19 protein-coding genes are annotated in these 17,476 nt (G+C 69.4%); 11 read left to right on the top strand and 8 right to left on the bottom strand.

The window, feature by feature from the left end; genetic code table 11:
* The first annotated feature begins 187 nt into the window (after positions 1–187).
* From ACIQF0_RS42330 to ACIQF0_RS42350, 5 genes are all read left to right on the top strand, one after another.
* Positions 188–922 (top strand): lysophospholipid acyltransferase family protein, encoded by a 735-nt coding sequence (locus ACIQF0_RS42330; protein ID WP_360043105.1) that lies wholly within the window; start codon positions 188–190, stop codon positions 920–922.
* A 21-nt stretch (positions 923–943) separates the two neighbouring features.
* On the top strand, positions 944–1,456 hold the full coding sequence (locus ACIQF0_RS42335; protein WP_093599879.1) for a polyadenylate-specific 3'-exoribonuclease AS: 513 nt from the start codon (positions 944–946) through the stop codon (positions 1,454–1,456).
* Between the two features lie 75 nt (positions 1,457–1,531).
* Positions 1,532–2,560, top strand: coding sequence for a 6-phosphofructokinase (locus tag ACIQF0_RS42340; RefSeq protein WP_330278203.1), 1,029 nt, complete (start codon positions 1,532–1,534; stop codon positions 2,558–2,560).
* A 168-nt stretch (positions 2,561–2,728) separates the two neighbouring features.
* Positions 2,729–3,085: a putative quinol monooxygenase gene (locus ACIQF0_RS42345; RefSeq protein ID WP_401039711.1), complete on the top strand. Its 357-nt coding sequence runs from the start codon at positions 2,729–2,731 to the stop codon at positions 3,083–3,085.
* 3 nt (positions 3,086–3,088) lie between these two features.
* On the top strand, positions 3,089–4,885 hold the full coding sequence (locus tag ACIQF0_RS42350) for an FAD-dependent monooxygenase (protein ID WP_401039714.1): 1,797 nt from the start codon (positions 3,089–3,091) through the stop codon (positions 4,883–4,885).
* Between the two features lie 33 nt (positions 4,886–4,918).
* Here ACIQF0_RS42350 and ACIQF0_RS42355 read toward each other — a convergent pair whose 3' ends face one another.
* The 4 genes from ACIQF0_RS42355 to ACIQF0_RS42370 form a co-directional block, all read right to left on the bottom strand.
* A complete protein-coding gene (locus ACIQF0_RS42355) occupies positions 4,919–5,278 on the bottom strand; it encodes a nuclear transport factor 2 family protein (protein ID WP_401039717.1) in 360 nt (119 codons plus the stop codon).
* The gene (locus tag ACIQF0_RS42360) at positions 5,275–5,733 is read right to left on the bottom strand and encodes a cupin domain-containing protein (protein WP_191303203.1); all 459 of its coding nucleotides are present in this window, start codon (positions 5,731–5,733) and stop codon (positions 5,275–5,277) included. Before ACIQF0_RS42360 ends, ACIQF0_RS42355 begins: the two co-directional genes overlap by 4 nt.
* Positions 5,693–7,198 (bottom strand): NAD(P)/FAD-dependent oxidoreductase, encoded by a 1,506-nt coding sequence (locus ACIQF0_RS42365; protein WP_360043120.1) that lies wholly within the window; start codon positions 7,196–7,198, stop codon positions 5,693–5,695. The genes ACIQF0_RS42360 and ACIQF0_RS42365 overlap by 41 nt, the downstream gene beginning before the upstream one ends.
* 78 nt (positions 7,199–7,276) lie before the next feature.
* Positions 7,277–8,059, bottom strand: a complete 783-nt coding sequence (locus ACIQF0_RS42370; protein ID WP_360043123.1) for an IclR family transcriptional regulator — start codon at positions 8,057–8,059, stop codon at positions 7,277–7,279.
* Between the two features lie 39 nt (positions 8,060–8,098).
* Between ACIQF0_RS42370 and ACIQF0_RS42375 the strand changes: the two genes are divergently transcribed.
* Genes ACIQF0_RS42375 through ACIQF0_RS42390 form a run of 4 tightly spaced genes read left to right on the top strand, consistent with a single transcriptional unit; the run spans position 8,099 to position 11,226 of the window.
* Positions 8,099–8,869 (top strand): SDR family oxidoreductase, encoded by a 771-nt coding sequence (locus tag ACIQF0_RS42375; RefSeq protein ID WP_401039722.1) that lies wholly within the window; start codon positions 8,099–8,101, stop codon positions 8,867–8,869.
* A gap of 13 nt (positions 8,870–8,882) precedes the next feature.
* On the top strand, positions 8,883–9,410 hold the full coding sequence (locus tag ACIQF0_RS42380; RefSeq protein WP_401039725.1) for a cupin domain-containing protein: 528 nt from the start codon (positions 8,883–8,885) through the stop codon (positions 9,408–9,410).
* Entirely contained in the window at positions 9,407–10,291 is an 885-nt protein-coding gene (locus ACIQF0_RS42385; RefSeq protein WP_401039727.1) for an alpha/beta fold hydrolase, read from the top strand. The genes ACIQF0_RS42380 and ACIQF0_RS42385 overlap by 4 nt, the downstream gene beginning before the upstream one ends.
* Positions 10,291–11,226: a 2,3-dihydroxyphenylpropionate 1,2-dioxygenase gene (locus tag ACIQF0_RS42390; protein WP_401039729.1), complete on the top strand. Its 936-nt coding sequence runs from the start codon at positions 10,291–10,293 to the stop codon at positions 11,224–11,226. The genes ACIQF0_RS42385 and ACIQF0_RS42390 overlap by 1 nt, the downstream gene beginning before the upstream one ends.
* A 3-nt stretch (positions 11,227–11,229) precedes the next feature.
* Here the strand turns inward: ACIQF0_RS42390 and dmpG are convergent, their stop codons facing one another.
* From dmpG to ACIQF0_RS42405, 3 genes are read right to left on the bottom strand one after another with little or no spacing between them, the layout of a single operon-like run.
* Positions 11,230–12,228 carry a 4-hydroxy-2-oxovalerate aldolase gene (gene dmpG / locus ACIQF0_RS42395; protein WP_401039732.1) on the bottom strand — a complete coding sequence of 333 codons (999 nt, stop codon included), beginning with the start codon at positions 12,226–12,228 and terminating at the stop codon, positions 11,230–11,232.
* Complete coding sequence (locus tag ACIQF0_RS42400) at positions 12,225–13,148, bottom strand: acetaldehyde dehydrogenase (acetylating) (RefSeq protein ID WP_401039735.1); 924 nt, start codon at positions 13,146–13,148, stop codon at positions 12,225–12,227. The genes dmpG and ACIQF0_RS42400 overlap by 4 nt, the downstream gene beginning before the upstream one ends.
* Entirely contained in the window at positions 13,148–13,927 is a 780-nt protein-coding gene (locus ACIQF0_RS42405) for a 2-keto-4-pentenoate hydratase (protein WP_401039738.1), read from the bottom strand. Before ACIQF0_RS42405 ends, ACIQF0_RS42400 begins: the two co-directional genes overlap by 1 nt.
* Positions 13,928–14,007: 80 nt before the next feature.
* On the opposite strand from ACIQF0_RS42405, the gene ACIQF0_RS42410 reads away from it, so the two are divergent.
* Entirely contained in the window at positions 14,008–14,772 is a 765-nt protein-coding gene (locus ACIQF0_RS42410) for an IclR family transcriptional regulator (RefSeq protein WP_401039741.1), read from the top strand.
* 95 nt (positions 14,773–14,867) lie between these two features.
* Here ACIQF0_RS42410 and ACIQF0_RS42415 read toward each other — a convergent pair whose 3' ends face one another.
* A complete protein-coding gene (locus ACIQF0_RS42415) occupies positions 14,868–15,875 on the bottom strand; it encodes a DUF2891 domain-containing protein (protein WP_401039744.1) in 1,008 nt (335 codons plus the stop codon).
* A 174-nt stretch (positions 15,876–16,049) separates the two neighbouring features.
* Here ACIQF0_RS42415 and ACIQF0_RS42420 point away from each other — a divergent pair, with 174 nt between their 5' ends.
* Positions 16,050–17,438 (top strand): class II 3-deoxy-7-phosphoheptulonate synthase, encoded by a 1,389-nt coding sequence (locus ACIQF0_RS42420; RefSeq protein ID WP_319978357.1) that lies wholly within the window; start codon positions 16,050–16,052, stop codon positions 17,436–17,438.
* Positions 17,439–17,476 lie beyond the last annotated feature (38 nt).

A 17,476-nucleotide genomic window follows, 5' to 3' on the forward strand; every position in this document is an offset into this window, starting at 1 on the left:
GTGTTGCGGGTTACGGCAGTCGGCCCAGTCACGTTCACCGTCGCACTCGACGGCGGGCTTCCCGGCGCGCACTTCGAGATGGCCGTGACGCACTAACTCGGGACTCGTTGTGTGAGGTGCGGTCGGCTCCGTAGGCTGATTGTCGGGATCAAGGTTTCGCGGGGTCTTAAGGGAGGCGCTTCCCAAGGTGCTGTACTGGTTGATGAAGCACGTCCTCCTGGGACCGATTCTGCGGCTGTTCTTCCAGCCGAAGATCATCGAGGGTGCCGAGAACATCCCCAAGGAAGGCGGAGCGATCCTGGCGAGCAACCACCTCGCCGTGTCGGACTCCTTCTTCCTGCCGCTGTTGCTGTCGCGGCGCATGACCTTCCCCGCCAAGATCGAGTACTTCACCGGCACGGGGATCAAGGGCAAGCTGCAGAAGTGGTTCTTCACCGGCGTCGGCCAGGTGCCGATCGACCGGTCCAGCGCGTCCGCCGCGCAGGGAGCGCTCGACACCGGCGTGCGGATCGTGCGCGAGGGCAAGCTGCTCGGCATCTACCCCGAGGGCACGCGTTCGCCGGACGCCCGCCTCTACAAGGGCAAGGTCGGCGTCGCGTGGATCGCGCTGGAGTCCGGGGCGCCGGTCATTCCCGTCGCGATGTTCGGCACGGACAAGGCGAACCCCATCGGCTCCAAGATGTGGAAGCCGTACCCGATCCGCATCAAGATCGGTAAGCCGCTCGACTTCTCCCGCTACGAGGGGCTGTCCGGCGACAGGTTCGTGCTGCGCTCGATCACCGACGAGATCATGTACGCGTTGATGGAGCTCTCCGGTCAGGAGTACGTCGACGTCTACGCGGCGAAGGCCAAGGAGCAGACCGCCGACGTGCCGGAACAGGGCAAGAAGGGCGACCGGGTGCCCGAGAAGAAGGCGAGCTGAGCGCACCCCTAGGGTGTCGCGGTGCGGTTTTTCTACGACTGTGAGTTCATCGAGGACGGGCTGACGATCGACCTCGTGTCGATCGGTGTGGTCGACGAGGAAGGCCGCGAGTTCTACGCCGTGTCCACCGAGTTCGATCCCGATCGCGCGGGACCGTGGGTGCGGCAGAACGTTCTCAACCAGCTGCCCTCGCCCGCGGACAAGGCGTGGCGCGGCCGCGAGCGCATCCGCGAGGACCTGCTCGACTTCCTCAACGCCCGCAACGCGGCGCGCGACGAGGTCGAGTTGTGGGCTTGGTTCGCCGCCTACGACCACGTGGCGCTCGCGCAGCTGTGGGGTGCGATGCCGGCGTTGCCGCGCGCGCTGCCCCGCTTCACACGCGACCTGCGGCAACGCTGGGACGACGTCGGCCGCCCCAAGCTGCCGGCTCCTCCGGCGGACGCGCACGACGCCCTCGCCGACGCGCGGCACAACCTCGCGCGGTGGAAGGTGATCGAGGAGCAGCGGCGGAAAATCGGCTTTCCCGTCCGGTAAGTGAGACCCGCGTTGCTGCACCGATACAGCTCGTGAAAGTCTGCGTGACACAGAACACGAGAGATGGGGAAGCAGATGCGCATCGGTGTGCTCACTGGCGGTGGTGACTGCCCCGGTCTGAACGCCGTGATCCGGGCCGTGGTCCGCAAGGGCATCAAGGCACACGGCTGGGAGATCGTCGGGTTCCGCAACGGGTGGCAGGGCCCGATCGAGAACCTCACCAAGGAGATCGGCCTCGCGGACGTCGAGGAGATCCTCACCCGCGGTGGCACCATCCTGGGCTCGTCGCGCACGAACCCCTACAAGGTCGAGGGCGGTGTCGACCGCATCCGCGAGACCATCGCGGCGAACAACATCGACGCCATCATCGCGATCGGCGGCGAGGACACCCTCGGTGTCGCGAAGCGCCTGACCGACGACGGCATCGGCGTCGTCGGTGTGCCGAAGACGATCGACAACGACCTCGGCGCCACGGACTACACGTTCGGCTTCGACACGGCCGTGCACATCGCGACCGAGGCCATCGACCGCCTGCGCACCACGGCCGAGTCGCACCACCGTGCGCTCGTCGTCGAGGTCATGGGCCGGCACGCCGGCTGGATCGCGCTGCACTCCGGTCTCGCCGGTGGCGCGAACGTCATCCTCGTGCCCGAGCGCCCGTTCAACGTCGACAAGGTCGTCGGATGGGTCGAGCGCCGCTTCGAGAGCGAGTTCGCGCCGATCATCGTCGTCGCCGAGGGCGCGATCCCCGAGGGCGGCGCCGAGGTGCTGCACTCCGGTGAGCGCGACGCCTTCGGCCACGTCCGCCTCGGTGGCGTCGGCCAGTGGCTCGCGGAGGAGATCGCGGACCGCACCGGCAAGGAGTCCCGCGCGGCCATCCTCGGCCACATCCAGCGCGGTGGCACGCCGACCGCCTACGACCGCGTCCTCGCGACCCGCTTCGGCCTGCACGCCGTCGACGCCGTCGCCGCCGGTGACTTCGGCACCATGGTCGCGCTGCGCGGCACCGACATCGTCCGCGTGAAGCTGTCGGAGGCGACGGCCGAGCTCAAGACGGTCCCGACCGAGCGTTACGAAGAGGCCGAGGTCTTCTTCGGGGCCTGACCCTCGGGGCAATATCAATATATCGCTTGTGCAAAAGACGTTTGCGGTCGTCCGCAAACGTCTTTTGCATAAGAGGGCGGTCCCGCTCGCTGGGACTCCTGCTGTGATCGCGCGCTCGCTCGCTGCGATGGTGAATTCATCATCCGTTGAGCAGTCAAGGGAGACCTGATGAGCGACGCGCGAGTCGTCCTGCCCGAGCCGGACGCCGACGAGACCGGGCCCTACGCCCACCTGGGGTTCGCCCAGGCCAAGCAGGGCCACGAGGACCAGGTGGAGGCACTGATCCTCGGCCTCGTGGAGCCGTTGCGCGCCGAGGCGGGCTCGATCGAGTTCCACGTCCATCGGGACCGCGCTGACCGGTCGCAGTTCGTGATCTACGAGATGTTCCGGTCGAAGCAGGACCTGGAGAAGCACCTCACCGAGCCCTACGTCCAGGAGTTCCGGCGCGCGATCCAGCCTCTGGTCGAGGGCCCGCTGCGCCAGCAGTTCCTGCGCATGTCCAGCGACCTGCCGGCCGGGTGGTAGACCGTGGGCCTGCTGATCATCGCCATCGTCACGCTGCTCTTCCTCCTCGCCCGCCGCCTGTGGGGCAGGTTCACCGGCAACCCGCTGCCACAGGTCACCGCCCGTCCGGGCAGCGGGTTGCTGACCCGTCTGGGCAAGTCCCGGACCCGCCCGGTCAACCCGCCGCCGAAACCCGGGGCGGTGATGTCCCGGTTGTCCCGCTACGACTGCGACGTCCTCGTCGTCGGCGCCGGTCCGAGCGGCCTGATGACGGCGGCGCTGCTGGTCCGCCAGGGCGTCAGGGTGTGCGTGGTCGACGCCGGCGCCGGTCCCGCCACGGAGTCGAGGGCGTTCGCCGTCCAAGCTCGCACCATCGAGCTGTTCCGCAGCATCGGACTGGCCGGCGACCTGCTCGAACGCGGCGTGGTCACGACCGGCATCCGCTTCCACATCAGGGGCAAGCAGGCCGGTGGCCTGGACTTCGACCGCGCGAAGGCGGCGACCACGCCGTACCAGTTCATCCTGATGGCGCCGCAGTCCGAAGTGGAGGAGGTGCTGCTCAAGGACCTCGCGCGGCACGGCGTCACAGTCCGGCGCGGCACCAGGCTCACCGAACTGAACCAGACCGAGGACGCCGTCACCGCGGTCGTCGGAGAGCGGACCATCACCGCCCAGTACGTCGTCGGCGCGGACGGCGCCCGCAGCACCGTCCGCCAGCGGCTCGGGCTCACCTTCGACGGCGACAAGTACGGCCAGCGCTATCTCCTGGCCGACTGCAAGGTCGAGTGGCCGCTCGACCACGCGCACTTCCGGGTGTTCATGAACCGCGACCGCATCGGCCTGTTCCTGCCCCTGAAAGGCGCCGAGACCTCACGCGTGATGGTCACCGACTTCGGCGACCCCGGAGCGGACTTCGACCTGGCGATCCTGCAGGACGAGCTGCGCAGGGCGATGAACCTGCCCGTCACCCTCAGCGCCCCGATCTGGACCAGCCGCTACCAGGTCCACCTGCGCGGCGTCGACGACTACCGCCGCGGCAGGGGGTTCCTCGTCGGCGACGCCGCCCACATCCACTCCCCGGCGGGCGGCCAGGGCATGAACACCGGCCTGCACGACGCCGCCAACCTCGCCTGGAAGCTCGCGGCGGCGATCAACGACGACGTGGACCTGCTCGACACCTATTCCGCCGAACGTCATCCGGCGGGCATCAGGTTGCTGAAGTTCACCGACCGCCTCTACCGGGTCGCGGCGGGCCTGCACGGCTGGCAGGCGTGGCTGCGCGACACCGCGGGGCCGTTCCTGATCGGACGGATGTCGGCGGCACCGATCCCGCACCGCAAGTCGTTCCACCGCCTCTCGCAACTGAGCCTCGGCTACCGGCCCAGCGAGATCAACGTGAACGAGCTGCTCTACTCGCTCAAGGGCCCACTGGCGGGACACCGCGTTCCCGATGCCCGGATCAACGACCGCGAGCAGGTCTTCGATCTCCTGCAGGGCTACCAGCTGCACGTGATCGCGTTGTCCCGCAAGCACCTCACCGGCAACGAGATCACCGAGCACATGACCGCGCTGAACGAACTCGGCGTCACCAGCCATCTCGTCGCGCGTGTGGAAGCCAGGCCGGACGGCCGGGTGCACCGAGCCGACTCGGCGCAGGTGTTCGAGCACTACGGCCTCACCGAACCGGAATCGCAGGCCCTCTACGTCATCCGCCCGGACGGCCACGTCGCGTGGCGCTGCGACGAACTCGACTTCGAGGCGTGCCGACGGTTCCTCACCACGGTGCACCGCCCGGCCGCACAGCAAACCCAAGCTGCATAACGAGAAGGGGCCCGGCGAACCGGGCCCCTCTTCTCACGCCATCGCCGGCGATATGTCCATGTGCACGCGATAGTCGACGACCTCGTCGCCCGACATCCAGATCACCGTCACACAGGGCAACGCGAGCGGCTTCCCGTCCGGCGCCTCGGTCTCGATGGTGAACCGGCAGAACAGCTGGTCCCCGACCTCCGCGACCTGGTCGACCACGTGCCGGACCCACGGCAACGCACCGGCGGCGCCGGCAGTCGCCGCAACGACCGCGGCACGCCCGATCAACGGCTCGTTGTTGCCGAAGACATAGGTGGCATCGGAGGCGAACCACGCACCGAACGCCTCGGCGTCACCGGAGTCCACAGCGGCACACATCTGCCGCACCATCTCGGCCCGGCTCATGGCTTCTTCTGCAGCGAAAGCCCGTGCTGCACCATGATCTCCGCGACCAGCTTCATGTCCCGCGGCCCCGGCGGCAGCTCCGACAACGCCTGGTAGTAGTTCTCCAGCCCCGGCGGCGACACGACGGCCACCACGCGCGTCTCCTCGTCGAACGGGTTGTGGAACATGTGCGGAACCCCGCGCGGCATGAGGAGCGAATCCCCTGGCTCCAGCACGTGTTCCTCGCCGTCCAGCTCGACGACGACCCGTCCCTGCACGCACGTGAACAGCTCGTCCTCGCGGCTGTGGATGTGCGTGGGCGGCCCGCCCAGGTTCGGCGGCACGACGTACTCGAACAGCGAGTAGGCGCCCTTGGTGTCCGCGCCGGTCAGCCGCGTGTAGATGCCCAGGCCGATCGCGCCGACGTTCGTGCCCTCACCGCTGCGGTAGACGTGATGCTTCACGGGGGTTTCCATGGTCTCCAACCTCGTTTCGACTGATCCGGGCGAGCAACTGGGGCGTGACCTTGCGGTACGCCGACGGCGCGACCGGGTTGAGCCAGTGCGACGCGCGGGTCGTCCTGCTGATCTGCAGGCCGAGGTCCGCGAGCACCTCGTCGGCGTTCTTCAGCGAGAACGGGATGATCTTGGTGCCGCGGCAGTGGTGCGTGTTCGTCGCCTCGTCCATGAACGCGAGCTGTGCCGCCACATCCGCCCGGCGCGCGGCGGCGTCCGGCAGCGAGAGCGCTCCCGCGAGATCGGCCGCGATCCACAACGCCGCCATCTCCGCGTTGAGCGGGCTGAAGAACGACGAGTTGTAGCCGTTGAAGTAGAGCCCGGGCACGCCGATCGGCTGGATCTGCCGGTACAGCGCGAAGTTGCCGCGCTCGTCGAACAGCCGTTCCTGCACGGAGTCCGGCAGGAACGGCACGCCCTGCGTGAACCCGGTGGCGCAGACGATCAGGTCGGCGGGCAGCACCGTGCCGTCGGAGAGCTCAGCGCCACCGGCCTTGAGCCGCGCGATCGTCCGGTCGCGGTGCACGCGGATCTCGCCCGACTCGACGCCCTCGAAGAACCCCTCGGTCGCGAGGCCGATGGCGCCCTTGACGATGTCCTCCATCTGCCCGGACGGCACCAGGTCGTGCTTCGCGAGCCCGAACTGCCGGACCGACACCGATCCGAGCGAGTTGAGCATCGAGCGCCGCATCCCGTTCGCGGGGCCGTGCAGGAACTTCTCGAACCCGCGCAGCCACCGGTAGCGGAACAGCGCCTCACCCATGCGGGTCAGCAGCAGCATCTTGAAGTTGACGACGCCGCCGATCTTGCGCGGGACCTTCCACAGCAGCTGCCGCGCGATGATGTCGGTGCTCGCGGCGACACCGCTGATCGGCACCGTCACGTCGCACGCCGACTTGCCGTAGCCGACGACAAGCGCGTGCTTGTCCCGCGCCTCCTCGACGTCGAGGAACTCGGTGCCCGCGAGCACTCGCCCGCCGGCCGCCTCGAACTCCTCACGGCCCGGGAACGCGGGCACGGACGGTTCGCAGAACACGCCGTTGGCCACGATCACGCTGTCGTAGCGATACGTCGTGCCGGTGTGCGTGGTCAGATCCCACGCGTCGCCAACGGGCACGACGGACGTCACCGTCGTCTCCAGGCGCAGGCACGCGTCGACGCCGAAGTGCCACGTGTAGGCCTCCAGGTACGCCTGCACCTGCTCGCCGGTCGGCCACTCCGGCAGGTCCTTCGGCATCGGGAAGTCCGAGAACGAGTACTGGGCCTTCGGGCTCTGCGTGGTGAGGCCGGGGTAGCGCCGGGTGCGGCTCCACACGCCGCCGACGTCCGGTGTCCGGTCGAACACCTCGACCTCGTGCCCTGCCTGCAGCAACACCTTCGCGGTGGTGAGGCCGGCGACTCCGGCGCCGATGATCGCGACTCGCATCCTGGGGCCTCCTCGGTGAGGACGTGACGGACCACACTGTGGAGCGCTGCCGTGTCGGCGGCCAACCAGAAGTCCCGGCTAGTGGGACTCCCAGCGACGGGTCGAATAGGCACGCGTCGCCGCCGCTGCCGCCATCCGCACGGCGGGGCCGATCCGTTCCGGGCGCACCGCCGCGCTGGGGCCCGTCACCGACAACGCCGCGGCGACCTCGCCACCCGCGTTGAAGATCGGTGCCGCGATGCAGCTGATGCCGACGATCCCCTCCTCCCGGTCGTAGGCCCAGCCCCGGTCGGGGATCGCGGCGAGCTCACGGCGCAACGTGGTCGGGCTGGTGATCGTGCGGGGAGTGCGGCGTTCCAGCCCCGCGGCGATCACCGCGTCCACAGTGGACGTGTCGGAGTAGGCGAGCATCGCGCGGCCCAGACCCGAGCAGTGGGCCGGGATCACGCCGCCGACCTGGTCGAGCATCGGCATCGGCCGGTGTCCGGTGATCTTGTCGACGACCAGCACGCGGGTGCCGTCGAGCACGCCCAGCTGGACCGTGACGCGGGCGGCCGCGTAGAGGTCCTGCAGGAACGGCAGCACGGCTTCGCGCAGCTCGTGCCGCACGGGCACCAGGCTGGAGAGCTTGAACAGGCCGGTGCTGATCCGGTAGCGGTCGCCCGGCTTGTCGAGCCAGCCCAGCTCGATCATGCGGCCCGCCGTGCGGTGCACCGTCGAGCGCGGAAGCCCGGATCTGCGCACGAGTTCGGCGAGGCCCAGCTCGCGGTGCCCGACGTCGAAGGCGTCCAGGATCGCCGCCGCGCGTTCGAGTGAACCGCTCGGCTCGGTTGACTGCGAGTCCCGGTCACTGGGACTCATCCTTGGTCGACCATTCGCACACGGCGACTGTAGGAGCTCATGGACGCAAACACCACGCGGGTCGCGCTCGTCGGGGGCGGCGCCGGCGGAATCGGTGCGGCGACGGCCGCGGCGCTCGTCGAGAGCGGATACCGCGTCGTGCTGGCCGGACGCACCGAATCCACGCTGAAGGAGACGGCCGCGCCCCTCGGCGCTGACCACCTCGTCTGCGACCTCGCCGATCCCGGTGAGGCCACCACCGTCGTCGGCAACGTCGCCGGCCGGTTCGGCTCGCTCGACGTGCTGGTCGTGAACGCGGGCGGGCCGTCACCGGGCGGGATCTTCGAGGTGCCGGACGCCCAGTGGCACCGCGACCTCGACCTGTTGCTGCTCGGGCCGCTCGCGTTGCTGCGCGAGGCGTTGCCCCTCATGGCCCGGCGCGGGTTCGGCCGGGCCGTCACGATCACGTCGACCGCCGTGCGGCAGCCGCAACCCGGCTTGGCGTCGTCGACGGTGCTGCGCGCTGCCGTGACGTCGGCGATGAAGCTCGCGTCACGGCAGTTCGCGGCGGACGGCGTCACGGTCAACTGCGTCGCTCCCGGCGCGACCTTGACGCCTCGACGGCTGGAGGTGTTGCGCCGCAGGGCCGAGGCGGCGGGCGTGGACCTCGACACCGCCGCCGCACACGACCTCGCGGACATTCCGGCTCTGCGTGCCGCGGATCCGAGCGAGATCGCCGCCGCCGTGGCGTTTCTGGCTTCGCCACAAGCCTCCTACGTCAACGGCATCGTGCTGACCGTCGACGGCGGTCGCACCGAGTTCTCAGGCTGAAAGGGAAAGCGCGTTGGCCACCTCAGGACCCGACTTCGCCATGACCGACTTCCTCGGGGCGCTCACGCACGCGGTGCGGCCCGACGGCGGGCGTCCGCTGGTCGTGCACGACGACGAGCTGGAGACGATTCCCGCCGGCGCGGTGCCGAACCCGACCACGCTGCGGATCGCGGGCAAGCTGCCGACGTCGACGTTCGAGCTGTTCCGCCAGGTGATCCCGGCGGGCGAGAGCTCGGACATGCAGCGGCACTACCACGAGACCGTGCACTTCGTGATCTCCGGCGACGGGCACAGCGATATCCAGGACGCCGAACCCGACAAGTTCGAGACGGTGACCTGGACTTCCGGCTCGTTCGTCTACACACCGCCGTGGACCTGGCACCGCCACTACAACGACTCCACCTCGGAGCCGGTCGAGTTCCTCACGATCGAGAACTCCCGGCTGCTCGCGCTGTTCGGGCTCGCCCGCAGGCAGAGCGCGGGCCTCGCGACGTTCGACGAGGCCCGCGCCCGTTTCGACACATCAGGGGAGGACAAGTGATTCCCGAACACGTCAGCATCTGGGGCGAACTGTCGCATGTGGACCACACCGTGCGGCACGTCGACGTCCCGGTGCGCGGCCATACCGTGCGGACCAGGATCCTGCAGGCAGGCTCCGGCCCGGAACTCGTGCTGTTGCACGGCACGGGCGGCCACCTGGAGGCCTACGCGCGGGACGTCGCGGGGCTGGCGGAGGACTTCCACGTCACCGCCTACGACATGATCGGCCACGGCTGGTCCGACCTGCCGGATCTGCCGTACACGATCGACGTGCTGTCCGAGCACCTCGTGGGGCTGCTGGACGCGTTGGGCGTCGAGAAGGCGCACCTGTCCGGTGAGTCGTTGGGCGGCTGGGTGGTCGCGTGGGTCGCCGCGCACTTCCCGGACCGCGTCGACCGGCTCGTGCTGAACACGCCGGGCAACATCGCGAACAAGCCCGAGGTCATGCAACGCATGCGGGACAGCACGATGGCCGCCGTGCTCGACCCCAGCGAGGAGACCGTGCGGCGCCGGGTGGAGTTCCTGTTCCACCACAAGGAGATGGTCACCGACGAGCTGGTGAACCTGCGTCGTCAGGTGTACTCGCGGCCGGGCTTCGTGCAGGCGATCACGAACACGCTGGTGTTGCAGGACCCAGTGGTGCGCATGGACTTCGCGTGGGACCCGGCGTGGGTGGGGAAGGTCGCGGCGCCGACGTTGTTGCTGTGGACCAGCCACGACCCGACGGGCGGGCTGGACGAGGCCGACATGCTCCTGGGGTGGTTGCCGGACGCGCGGTTGCACGTCATCGACGACGCCGGGCACTGGCCGCAGTGGGAGAAGGTCTCCGAGTTCCTCGACACGCACCGCACCTGGCTGTTGCACGGAAAGGACCCGTCCTGATGGCGGAGATCATCGGATTCGCGGGGATGTCGCACAGCCCGTTCGCGACGCTGCTGCCACCGGACGGTTCCGACGGGCCGGGGTCGGTGTTCCTGCGCGACGCGGACCGCGTGCGGCTCGCGGTGGAGAAGCTGGCGCCGGACGCGATCGTGGTCATCGGGCCGGACCACTTCCACGCCAACTTCTACGACGTGATGCCGCCGTTCGTGCTCGGGGTCGAGGAAGCGGTGGGGTTCGGCGACTTCGGCAGCAGCTCGGGGCCGTTGCCGGTGGCCCAGACGCTGGCCTGGTCGGCGCACAGCGGTCTCGCGGACGCGGGGTTCGACGTGTCGCTGTCGTACTCGCTGACCGTCGACCACGGCATCGTGCAGAGCTACGAGATGATCACCGGTGGCACGACGCTGCCGTTGGTGCCGTTGGTGGTCAACACGGCCGCGCCTCCGTTGCCGTCGCTGGACCGGTGTGTGGAACTGGGACGTGCCTTGGGGGCCGCGCTGCGGTCGTCGGTGTTTCCGGGACGAGTGCTGGTGGTCGCTTCCGGCGGCCTGTCGCACTGGTTGCCGTCCAACGACCCGCGCGATCCGTCCGTGGTGGGGGAGCGGCGCGAGTCGTTGATCCGGGGACGGGCGTACGCGAAGGAGTTCGCGGCGGCGCGCGAGCCGCGGGTGAAGGCCATGGGCGGCAACCCCGACGCGAAGGTGAACGCGGTGTGGGACGGGTGGTTCCTCGACCGGCTGTCGGCGGGGTCGGCCGGTGAGATCGCCTCCCTCGGGCACGAGGCGCTGGAGGACCACGCCGGCAGCGGCGGGCACGAGATCCGCTGCTGGCTCATCGGGCAGGTCGCCGTAGGCCTGCCGCTGGCGTGGACGAGTTACGAGCCCGTGCCGGAGTGGATCACCGGCATGGGCATCGGAACTACATTTCCTGTCGTTTGACGGCTACTGCGTGAGATCCAACGCGATGTCGGTGAGCATGTCCTCCTGACCGCCCACCAGGCGCCGGCGTCCGGCCTCCAGCAGGAGAGTCCGGACGTCGGCGCCGGTGCGTTGGGCGGCCGTGTCGGCGTGGCGCAGGAATGAGCCGTAGACGCCCGCGTAGCCCAGGGTGAGGCTCTCGCGGTCGACGCGCACCGGGCGGTCCATGATCGGCCGCACGAGGTCGTCGGCGGCGTCCTCGAGCGCGAACAGGTCGGCGTTGTGCTGCCACTGCTGGAGGTTCGCGACGGCGACGAACGGTTCGATGGGGCAGTTCCCCGCTCCGGCACCGAGTCCGGCCAAGGAGGCGTCGACCCGCGTGGCGCCTTCTTCGACGGCGGTGATGGAGTTCGCGACGGCCAGCGACAGGTTCTCGTGCGCGTGGATGCCGATTTCCGTCTCGGCGTCGAGGACGTCCTTGTAGGCGCGGATCCGGGCGCGGACGTCGTGAGGGAGCAGCCGGCCGCCGGAATCCGTTACGTAGACGCAGTTCGCGCCGTAGGACTCCATCAGCTTCGCCTGGCGTGCGAGCTCCTGCGGTTCGGCGAGGTGGCTCATCATCAGGAACCCGGACACGTCCATGCCGAGGTCGCGCGCGCCGGCGATGTGCTGGGCGGAGATGTCGGCTTCGGTGCAGTGCGTGGCGATGCGAACCGACTGCACGCCAAGGCTGTGGGCGCGTTTGAGGTCGTGGAGCGTGCCGATGCCGGGCAGCAGCAGCGTCGTGAGTTTGGCCTGGGTCAACGCTTCCGCGGCCGCCTCGATCCACTCCCAGTCGGTGTGGCTGCCGGGGCCGTAGACGAGCGAGCCGCCGCTGAGGCCGTCGCCGTGCGAGACCTCGACGGCGTCGACTCCGGCCTGGTCCAGTGCCCTGGCGATCTCGGTGACCTTCCGGGGATCGATGCGGTGCCGCAGGGCGTGCATGCCGTCCCTGAGCGTCACGTCCTGGAGGTAGATCTTCATGCGCGCACGACCGCCTTCGCCATGGTCTCCGCGACTCGCAGGGCCGCGCTGGTCATGATGTCCAGGTTGCCCGCGTAGGCAGGCAGGTAGTCAGCCGCTCCCTCGACCTCCAGCAGCACGGTGACCTGGTGCGTCACCGGTTCCTCGGTGAGCGTGTGCGGCTGCTCGACCGGGTCGATCTGCACGGGCTGCTTGAGGCGGTAGCCGGGGACGTACGCGGCCACCTGGGTGATCATGTACTCGACGGAGGCGCGGATCCGGTGCTGCGTCTGGGGATCCGGTGCGTTCACGAGCGCGAGAACGGTGTCCCGCATGGTGATCGGCGGGTCCGCCGGGTTGAGCACGATGACGGCCTTGCCCCGTTGTGCGCCGCCCACGTCCGCGATGGCCTGCGCGGTCGTCTCGGTGAACTCGTCGATGTTCGCGCGCGTGCCTGGTCCCGCGCTTCGTGACGAGATCGAGGCGACGATCTCCGCGTACGGCACCGGAGTGACCGTGTTGATCGCGGCGACGATCGGGATCGTGGCCTGACCGCCGCAGGTGACCATGTTGACGTTCGGGGCGCTCAGGTGTTCGTCTAGGTTGACCGTCGGCACCACCATCGGCCCGATCGCCGCCGGGGTGAGGTCGATGACCCGCTTGCCGTGCGCGGCGAGGATTTCGGCGTGTTTCGCGTGGGCGCCCGCGGAGGTGGCGTCGAACACGATCTCGATGTCCTCGAACCCCGGCATCGCGACCAGGCCCTGGATGCCGTCCGAAGTGGTCGGAACGCCGAGCTTTCCCGCCTTGGCGAGGCCGTCCGACGCGGGGTCGATGCCGACCAGTGCCGCCACCTCGAGGGTGGTGGACCGCTTGAGCACCTTGATGACGAGGTCGGTGCCGATGTTGCCCGACCCGATGATCGCGACCTTCGTGCGCATCACGCCTCCTGCTTCGCGAAAGTGGCCCGCACGGTGCCGAGCCCGGTGATCGTCGCCTCGACCTGGTCGCCCGGTTCGACCGCGACCATCGGGCCGAGCGCGCCGCTGAGCACGACGTCGCCCGCCTTCAACGGGGCGCCGAGGTTCGCGGCGGTCGTGGCGAGCCACGCGAGCGCGGTCAGCGGGTCGCCCAGGCACGCGGTACCGGCCCCCGCCGAGCGCTCCACGCCGTTGACGCTGAGCACCATCTCCACGTTCTTCGGCACGACCTCGCCCAGGTCCGCCTGCTCGGCACCCAGGACGAACAGCCCCGACGAGGCGTTGTCCGCGACCGTGTCGGCGAAGGTGATGTCCCAGCCGCTGATCCGGCTGTCCACGATCTCCAGCGAGGCTTTGACGTGCCCTACGGCGCTCGCGGCTCGCTGCTCGTCGAACGGCCCTTCGGTGAGGTCCGCTTTCAGCACGAACGCCAGCTCCGCCTCGACCTTCGGCTGCAGCAGCCCGGACACCGGCAGCTCGTCACCGTCCTCGTAGGCCATGTCGTCGAGCAGCACCCCGAAGTCCGGTTGGTCCACGCCGAGCTGCTGCTGGACCGCCGGAGAGGTCAGACCGATCTTGCGGCCGACCGCCGTGGCGCCGTCCGCGATCCGTGCGGCGATGTTGTGCTGCTGCACCGCGTAAGCCTCGGCGTCACCGATGAGGTCCCGCACGGGCGCACACGGAACCTTCTCGCGCGCCGCCGTGGCCAGGCGCTCCGCTGCAATGAGGACTTCGTTCATGCCGCTCATCGTGGCGGTGTTCTTCGTCCTGTGGGGACTTCTGAGTTCCGCTGACCGGAACTCAGTGGCACGATCAGGTGATGACCGAGGTACCGAACACCCTGCTCGGCAAGGTGATGTCGGTGCTGAACGCCTTCGGCGCCGACGACGACGAGCTCGGCTTCGCGGAACTGGGCCGACGCACCGGCCTGTCGAAGGCGACGTTGCACCGCCTGCTGGGCGACCTGGCCGAGGTCCGCCTGCTCGACCAGGGCACGCGCGGCTACCGCCTGGGCGGCCACCTGTTCCAGCTGGGCATCCGCGCGTCGGTCGAACGCCGCCTGGTCGAGGTGTCCACGCCCTATCTGGAAGACCTCTACGAACGCACCCACGAGACCGTCCACCTCGGACTCCTCGAGGGCCACGAGGTCGTCTACGCCGCCAAGATCGGCGGCCACCGCCAGGCGTCCTCGCCGTCGCGTCTGGGCGGCCGCATGCCCCTGCACGCGACGGCGATCGGCAAGGCCCTTCTCGCCCACGCGTCGCCGTCGTTGCGCACCGAGGTGCTCGGTTCGCCGCTGGCCCGCCGGACGCCCCGCACCGTCGTCACGCCCGGCATGCTCCGCCGCCAGCTCACCACGATCCGGCAGACCGGCGTGGCCTACGAGTTCGAGGAGTCCAGGGTCGGCCTGGCGTGCGTGGCGTCGCCGGTGCTCGGCCACGACGGCGCCGTGGTGGCGGCGGTCAGCGTCGCCGGCCCGACCATCCGGTTCGATCCTCGGGTGCACGCGGCCTCGGTGCACGCGGCGGCGACGGGCATCGCCCTGACCCTGATCCGGCGCGCGACGCTGTCGTCCGGCACCTGAAATCCAATATATCGGTGCCCGTTTTGTCCGACCTTATGCAAAAGACGTTTGCGGACGTCCGCAAACGTCTTTTGCAATGGGTGGGTAAGCGCAGGTCAGAAGGCCTTTGCGTCGAGGTAGGCGCCGAACGTGCCGAGCCAGTGGTCGGCCATGTAGCCGTGCCCGCCGAACACGTAGGTCCACCCGGCCTCGCGATGCGCGGCGGAGGCCGTTCGGGCCAGCGAGGTGTAGCGGTGGTCGGCCGGCAGTGCCTCCGCGATCGCCTCCCAGTTCCATGCGCGCGACAACGCGAGCCCGGCCAGGTGCGAGCCGTAGGGGTCGCTGGGGTCGTCGACCGGGTAGGGCTCGCGCAGCACCCGCCACCGTTCCGACTCGAGGTCCGGCAGGTAGGCGTCGAGCCAGCCGGCGAACTCGGCGGTGTCCAGGGCGCGGCGCATCAGGTCGGCCGTCGTCAGCGCGGGGGACAGGAAGTCGGCGGCGTCCGGTTCGAAGCCGCCGTACGCGGTCTCGTCCCGGTGCCACCGCAGCGCCGCGTCGACACAGGCGGTGACCAGTTCGGAGTCGCCGTTCACCTGGGCGGCGTCGTGGACGAGGCCGGTCGCGAACGCGGTGTTGCTGTGCGTGCCGGTGCGGATCGGCAGGCGTGCCACCGAGATCCACTCCAGCCATCGGTCGCGCAGCACGTTCGCGATCGGCGCCACCGACCACGGCAGGCCGGAGGTGCGCAGTTCGGCGTCGAGCAGCAGCAGCCACGCCCACCCGTACGGGCGCTCCCAGTGCCGGCCGGCCGGGGAAGCGAAGAACGAGGCTTCGACGGCGCAGTTCTCGGGCGTGATGAGTTTGTCCAGGGCGTTGCGGGCCGTGTCCGCTCCCGCGAGAGAGGGGCGCAGTCGCAGCAGGCGCACGGCCAGCCACGTCTGGTGCACGCACGAGTGCCAGTCGAACGACCCGGCGAACACCGGATGCAGCACCCGCTGGGGCACCAGCCGGTCGTCTCCGTCGATCACGTGCGACCAGTGCACCGGGTGGTCGCGCTGGATGTTTTCGATCGCGATGCCCAGCAGCCGTGTCGCGGTGCTGTCATCCAATCGGGTGGCGTTCATGGCCCACATCATGCAGTGCGACATCTCAATAGGGCAGGGGTAGATAGTTGACAAGTAACAGACCTCACCCGGCCGGCGGGATCGGCACACCGGCCGGGTGACGTGGAAAACACGTGCTGAACAGCTGACAGGCCCGGCAGGGTCTCTCAGTGTGGGACAACTAGGATGAGCAGCGTGAACTGGACCGTGGACGTGCCCATCGACACGCTTCCCGAGCTTCCGCCGCTGCCTCCCGAGATGCGCAAGCGCCTGGACGACGCACTGTCGCGCCCGGCCGCCCAGCAGCCCGACTGGCCCGACGCCGAACAGGTGCGTCGCGTGCGGACCGTGCTCGAGAGCGTGCCGCCGATCACCGTGCCCGCCGAGATCGACCGGCTGCACACGCAACTGGCGCAGGTCGCGAACGGTGAGGCATTTCTCCTGCAGGGCGGTGACTGCGCGGAGACGTTCGCTGACAACACCGAGCCGCACATCCGCGCGAACATCCGGACCCTGCTGCAGATGGCCGTGGTGCTGACCTACGGCGCGAGTCTTCCGGTGGTGAAGGTCGGCCGCATCGCCGGCCAGTACGCCAAGCCGCGTTCGTCGGGCATCGACGCTCTCGGCCTGCCGTCCTACCGCGGCGACATCATCAACTCCCTGGTCGCGACGCCCGAAGCCCGCGTCGCCGACCCCGGCCGCATGATCCGCGCCTACGCGAACGCCGGCGCGGCCATGAACCTGCTGCGGGCGCTCACCGGCGCGGGTCTCGCCGACCTGCACCGCGTGCACGACTGGAACCGCGACTTCGTGCGCACCTCGCCCGCGGGCGAGCGCTACGAGGCCCTGGCCGGCGAGATCGACCGCGGCCTCAAGTTCATGTCGGCGTGCGGCGTGAACGACCAGTCGCTGCACGGCACCGAGATCTTCGCCTCGCACGAGGCGCTGCTCCTCGACTACGAGCGCGCGCTGCTCCGCCTCGACACGACGCGCGACGAGCCCAGGCTCTACGACCTGTCGTCGCACTTCGTGTGGATCGGCGAGCGCACCCGGCAGCTCGACGGCGCGCACATCGCGTTCGCCGAGATGCTGTCGAACCCGATCGGCCTCAAGATCGGCCCGACGACGACGCCGGAGATGGCCGTCGAGTACGTCGAGCGCCTTGACCCGCGCAACGAGCCTGGTCGCCTGACGCTCATCTCGCGCATGGGCAACCAGAAGGTGCGCGACGTGCTCCCCGCCATCATCGAGAAGGTCGAGGCCAGCGGCCACAAGGTCATCTGGCAGTGCGACCCGATGCACGGCAACACGCACGAGTCGTCGACCGGCTACAAGACCCGGCACTTCGACCGCATCGTCGACGAGGTCCAGGGCTTCTTCGAGGTGCACCGCCGCCTCGGCACGCACCCCGGTGGCATCCACATCGAGCTCACGGGTGAGGACGTCACCGAGTGCCTCGGCGGCGCCCAGGAGATCTCCGACGACGACCTCGCCGGCCGCTACGAGACGGCGTGCGACCCGCGCCTGAACACGCAGCAGTCGCTCGAGCTCGCGTTCCTCGTCGCCGAGATGCTGCGGTCCTGACAGGTTTCCTGAAGACGAGCTGAAGAACGAAGGGCCCC

Origin of the sequence: Lentzea sp. NPDC092896 (assembly GCF_044754905.1) — a bacterium.
Taxonomy (GTDB): domain Bacteria; phylum Actinomycetota; class Actinomycetes; order Mycobacteriales; family Pseudonocardiaceae; genus Lentzea.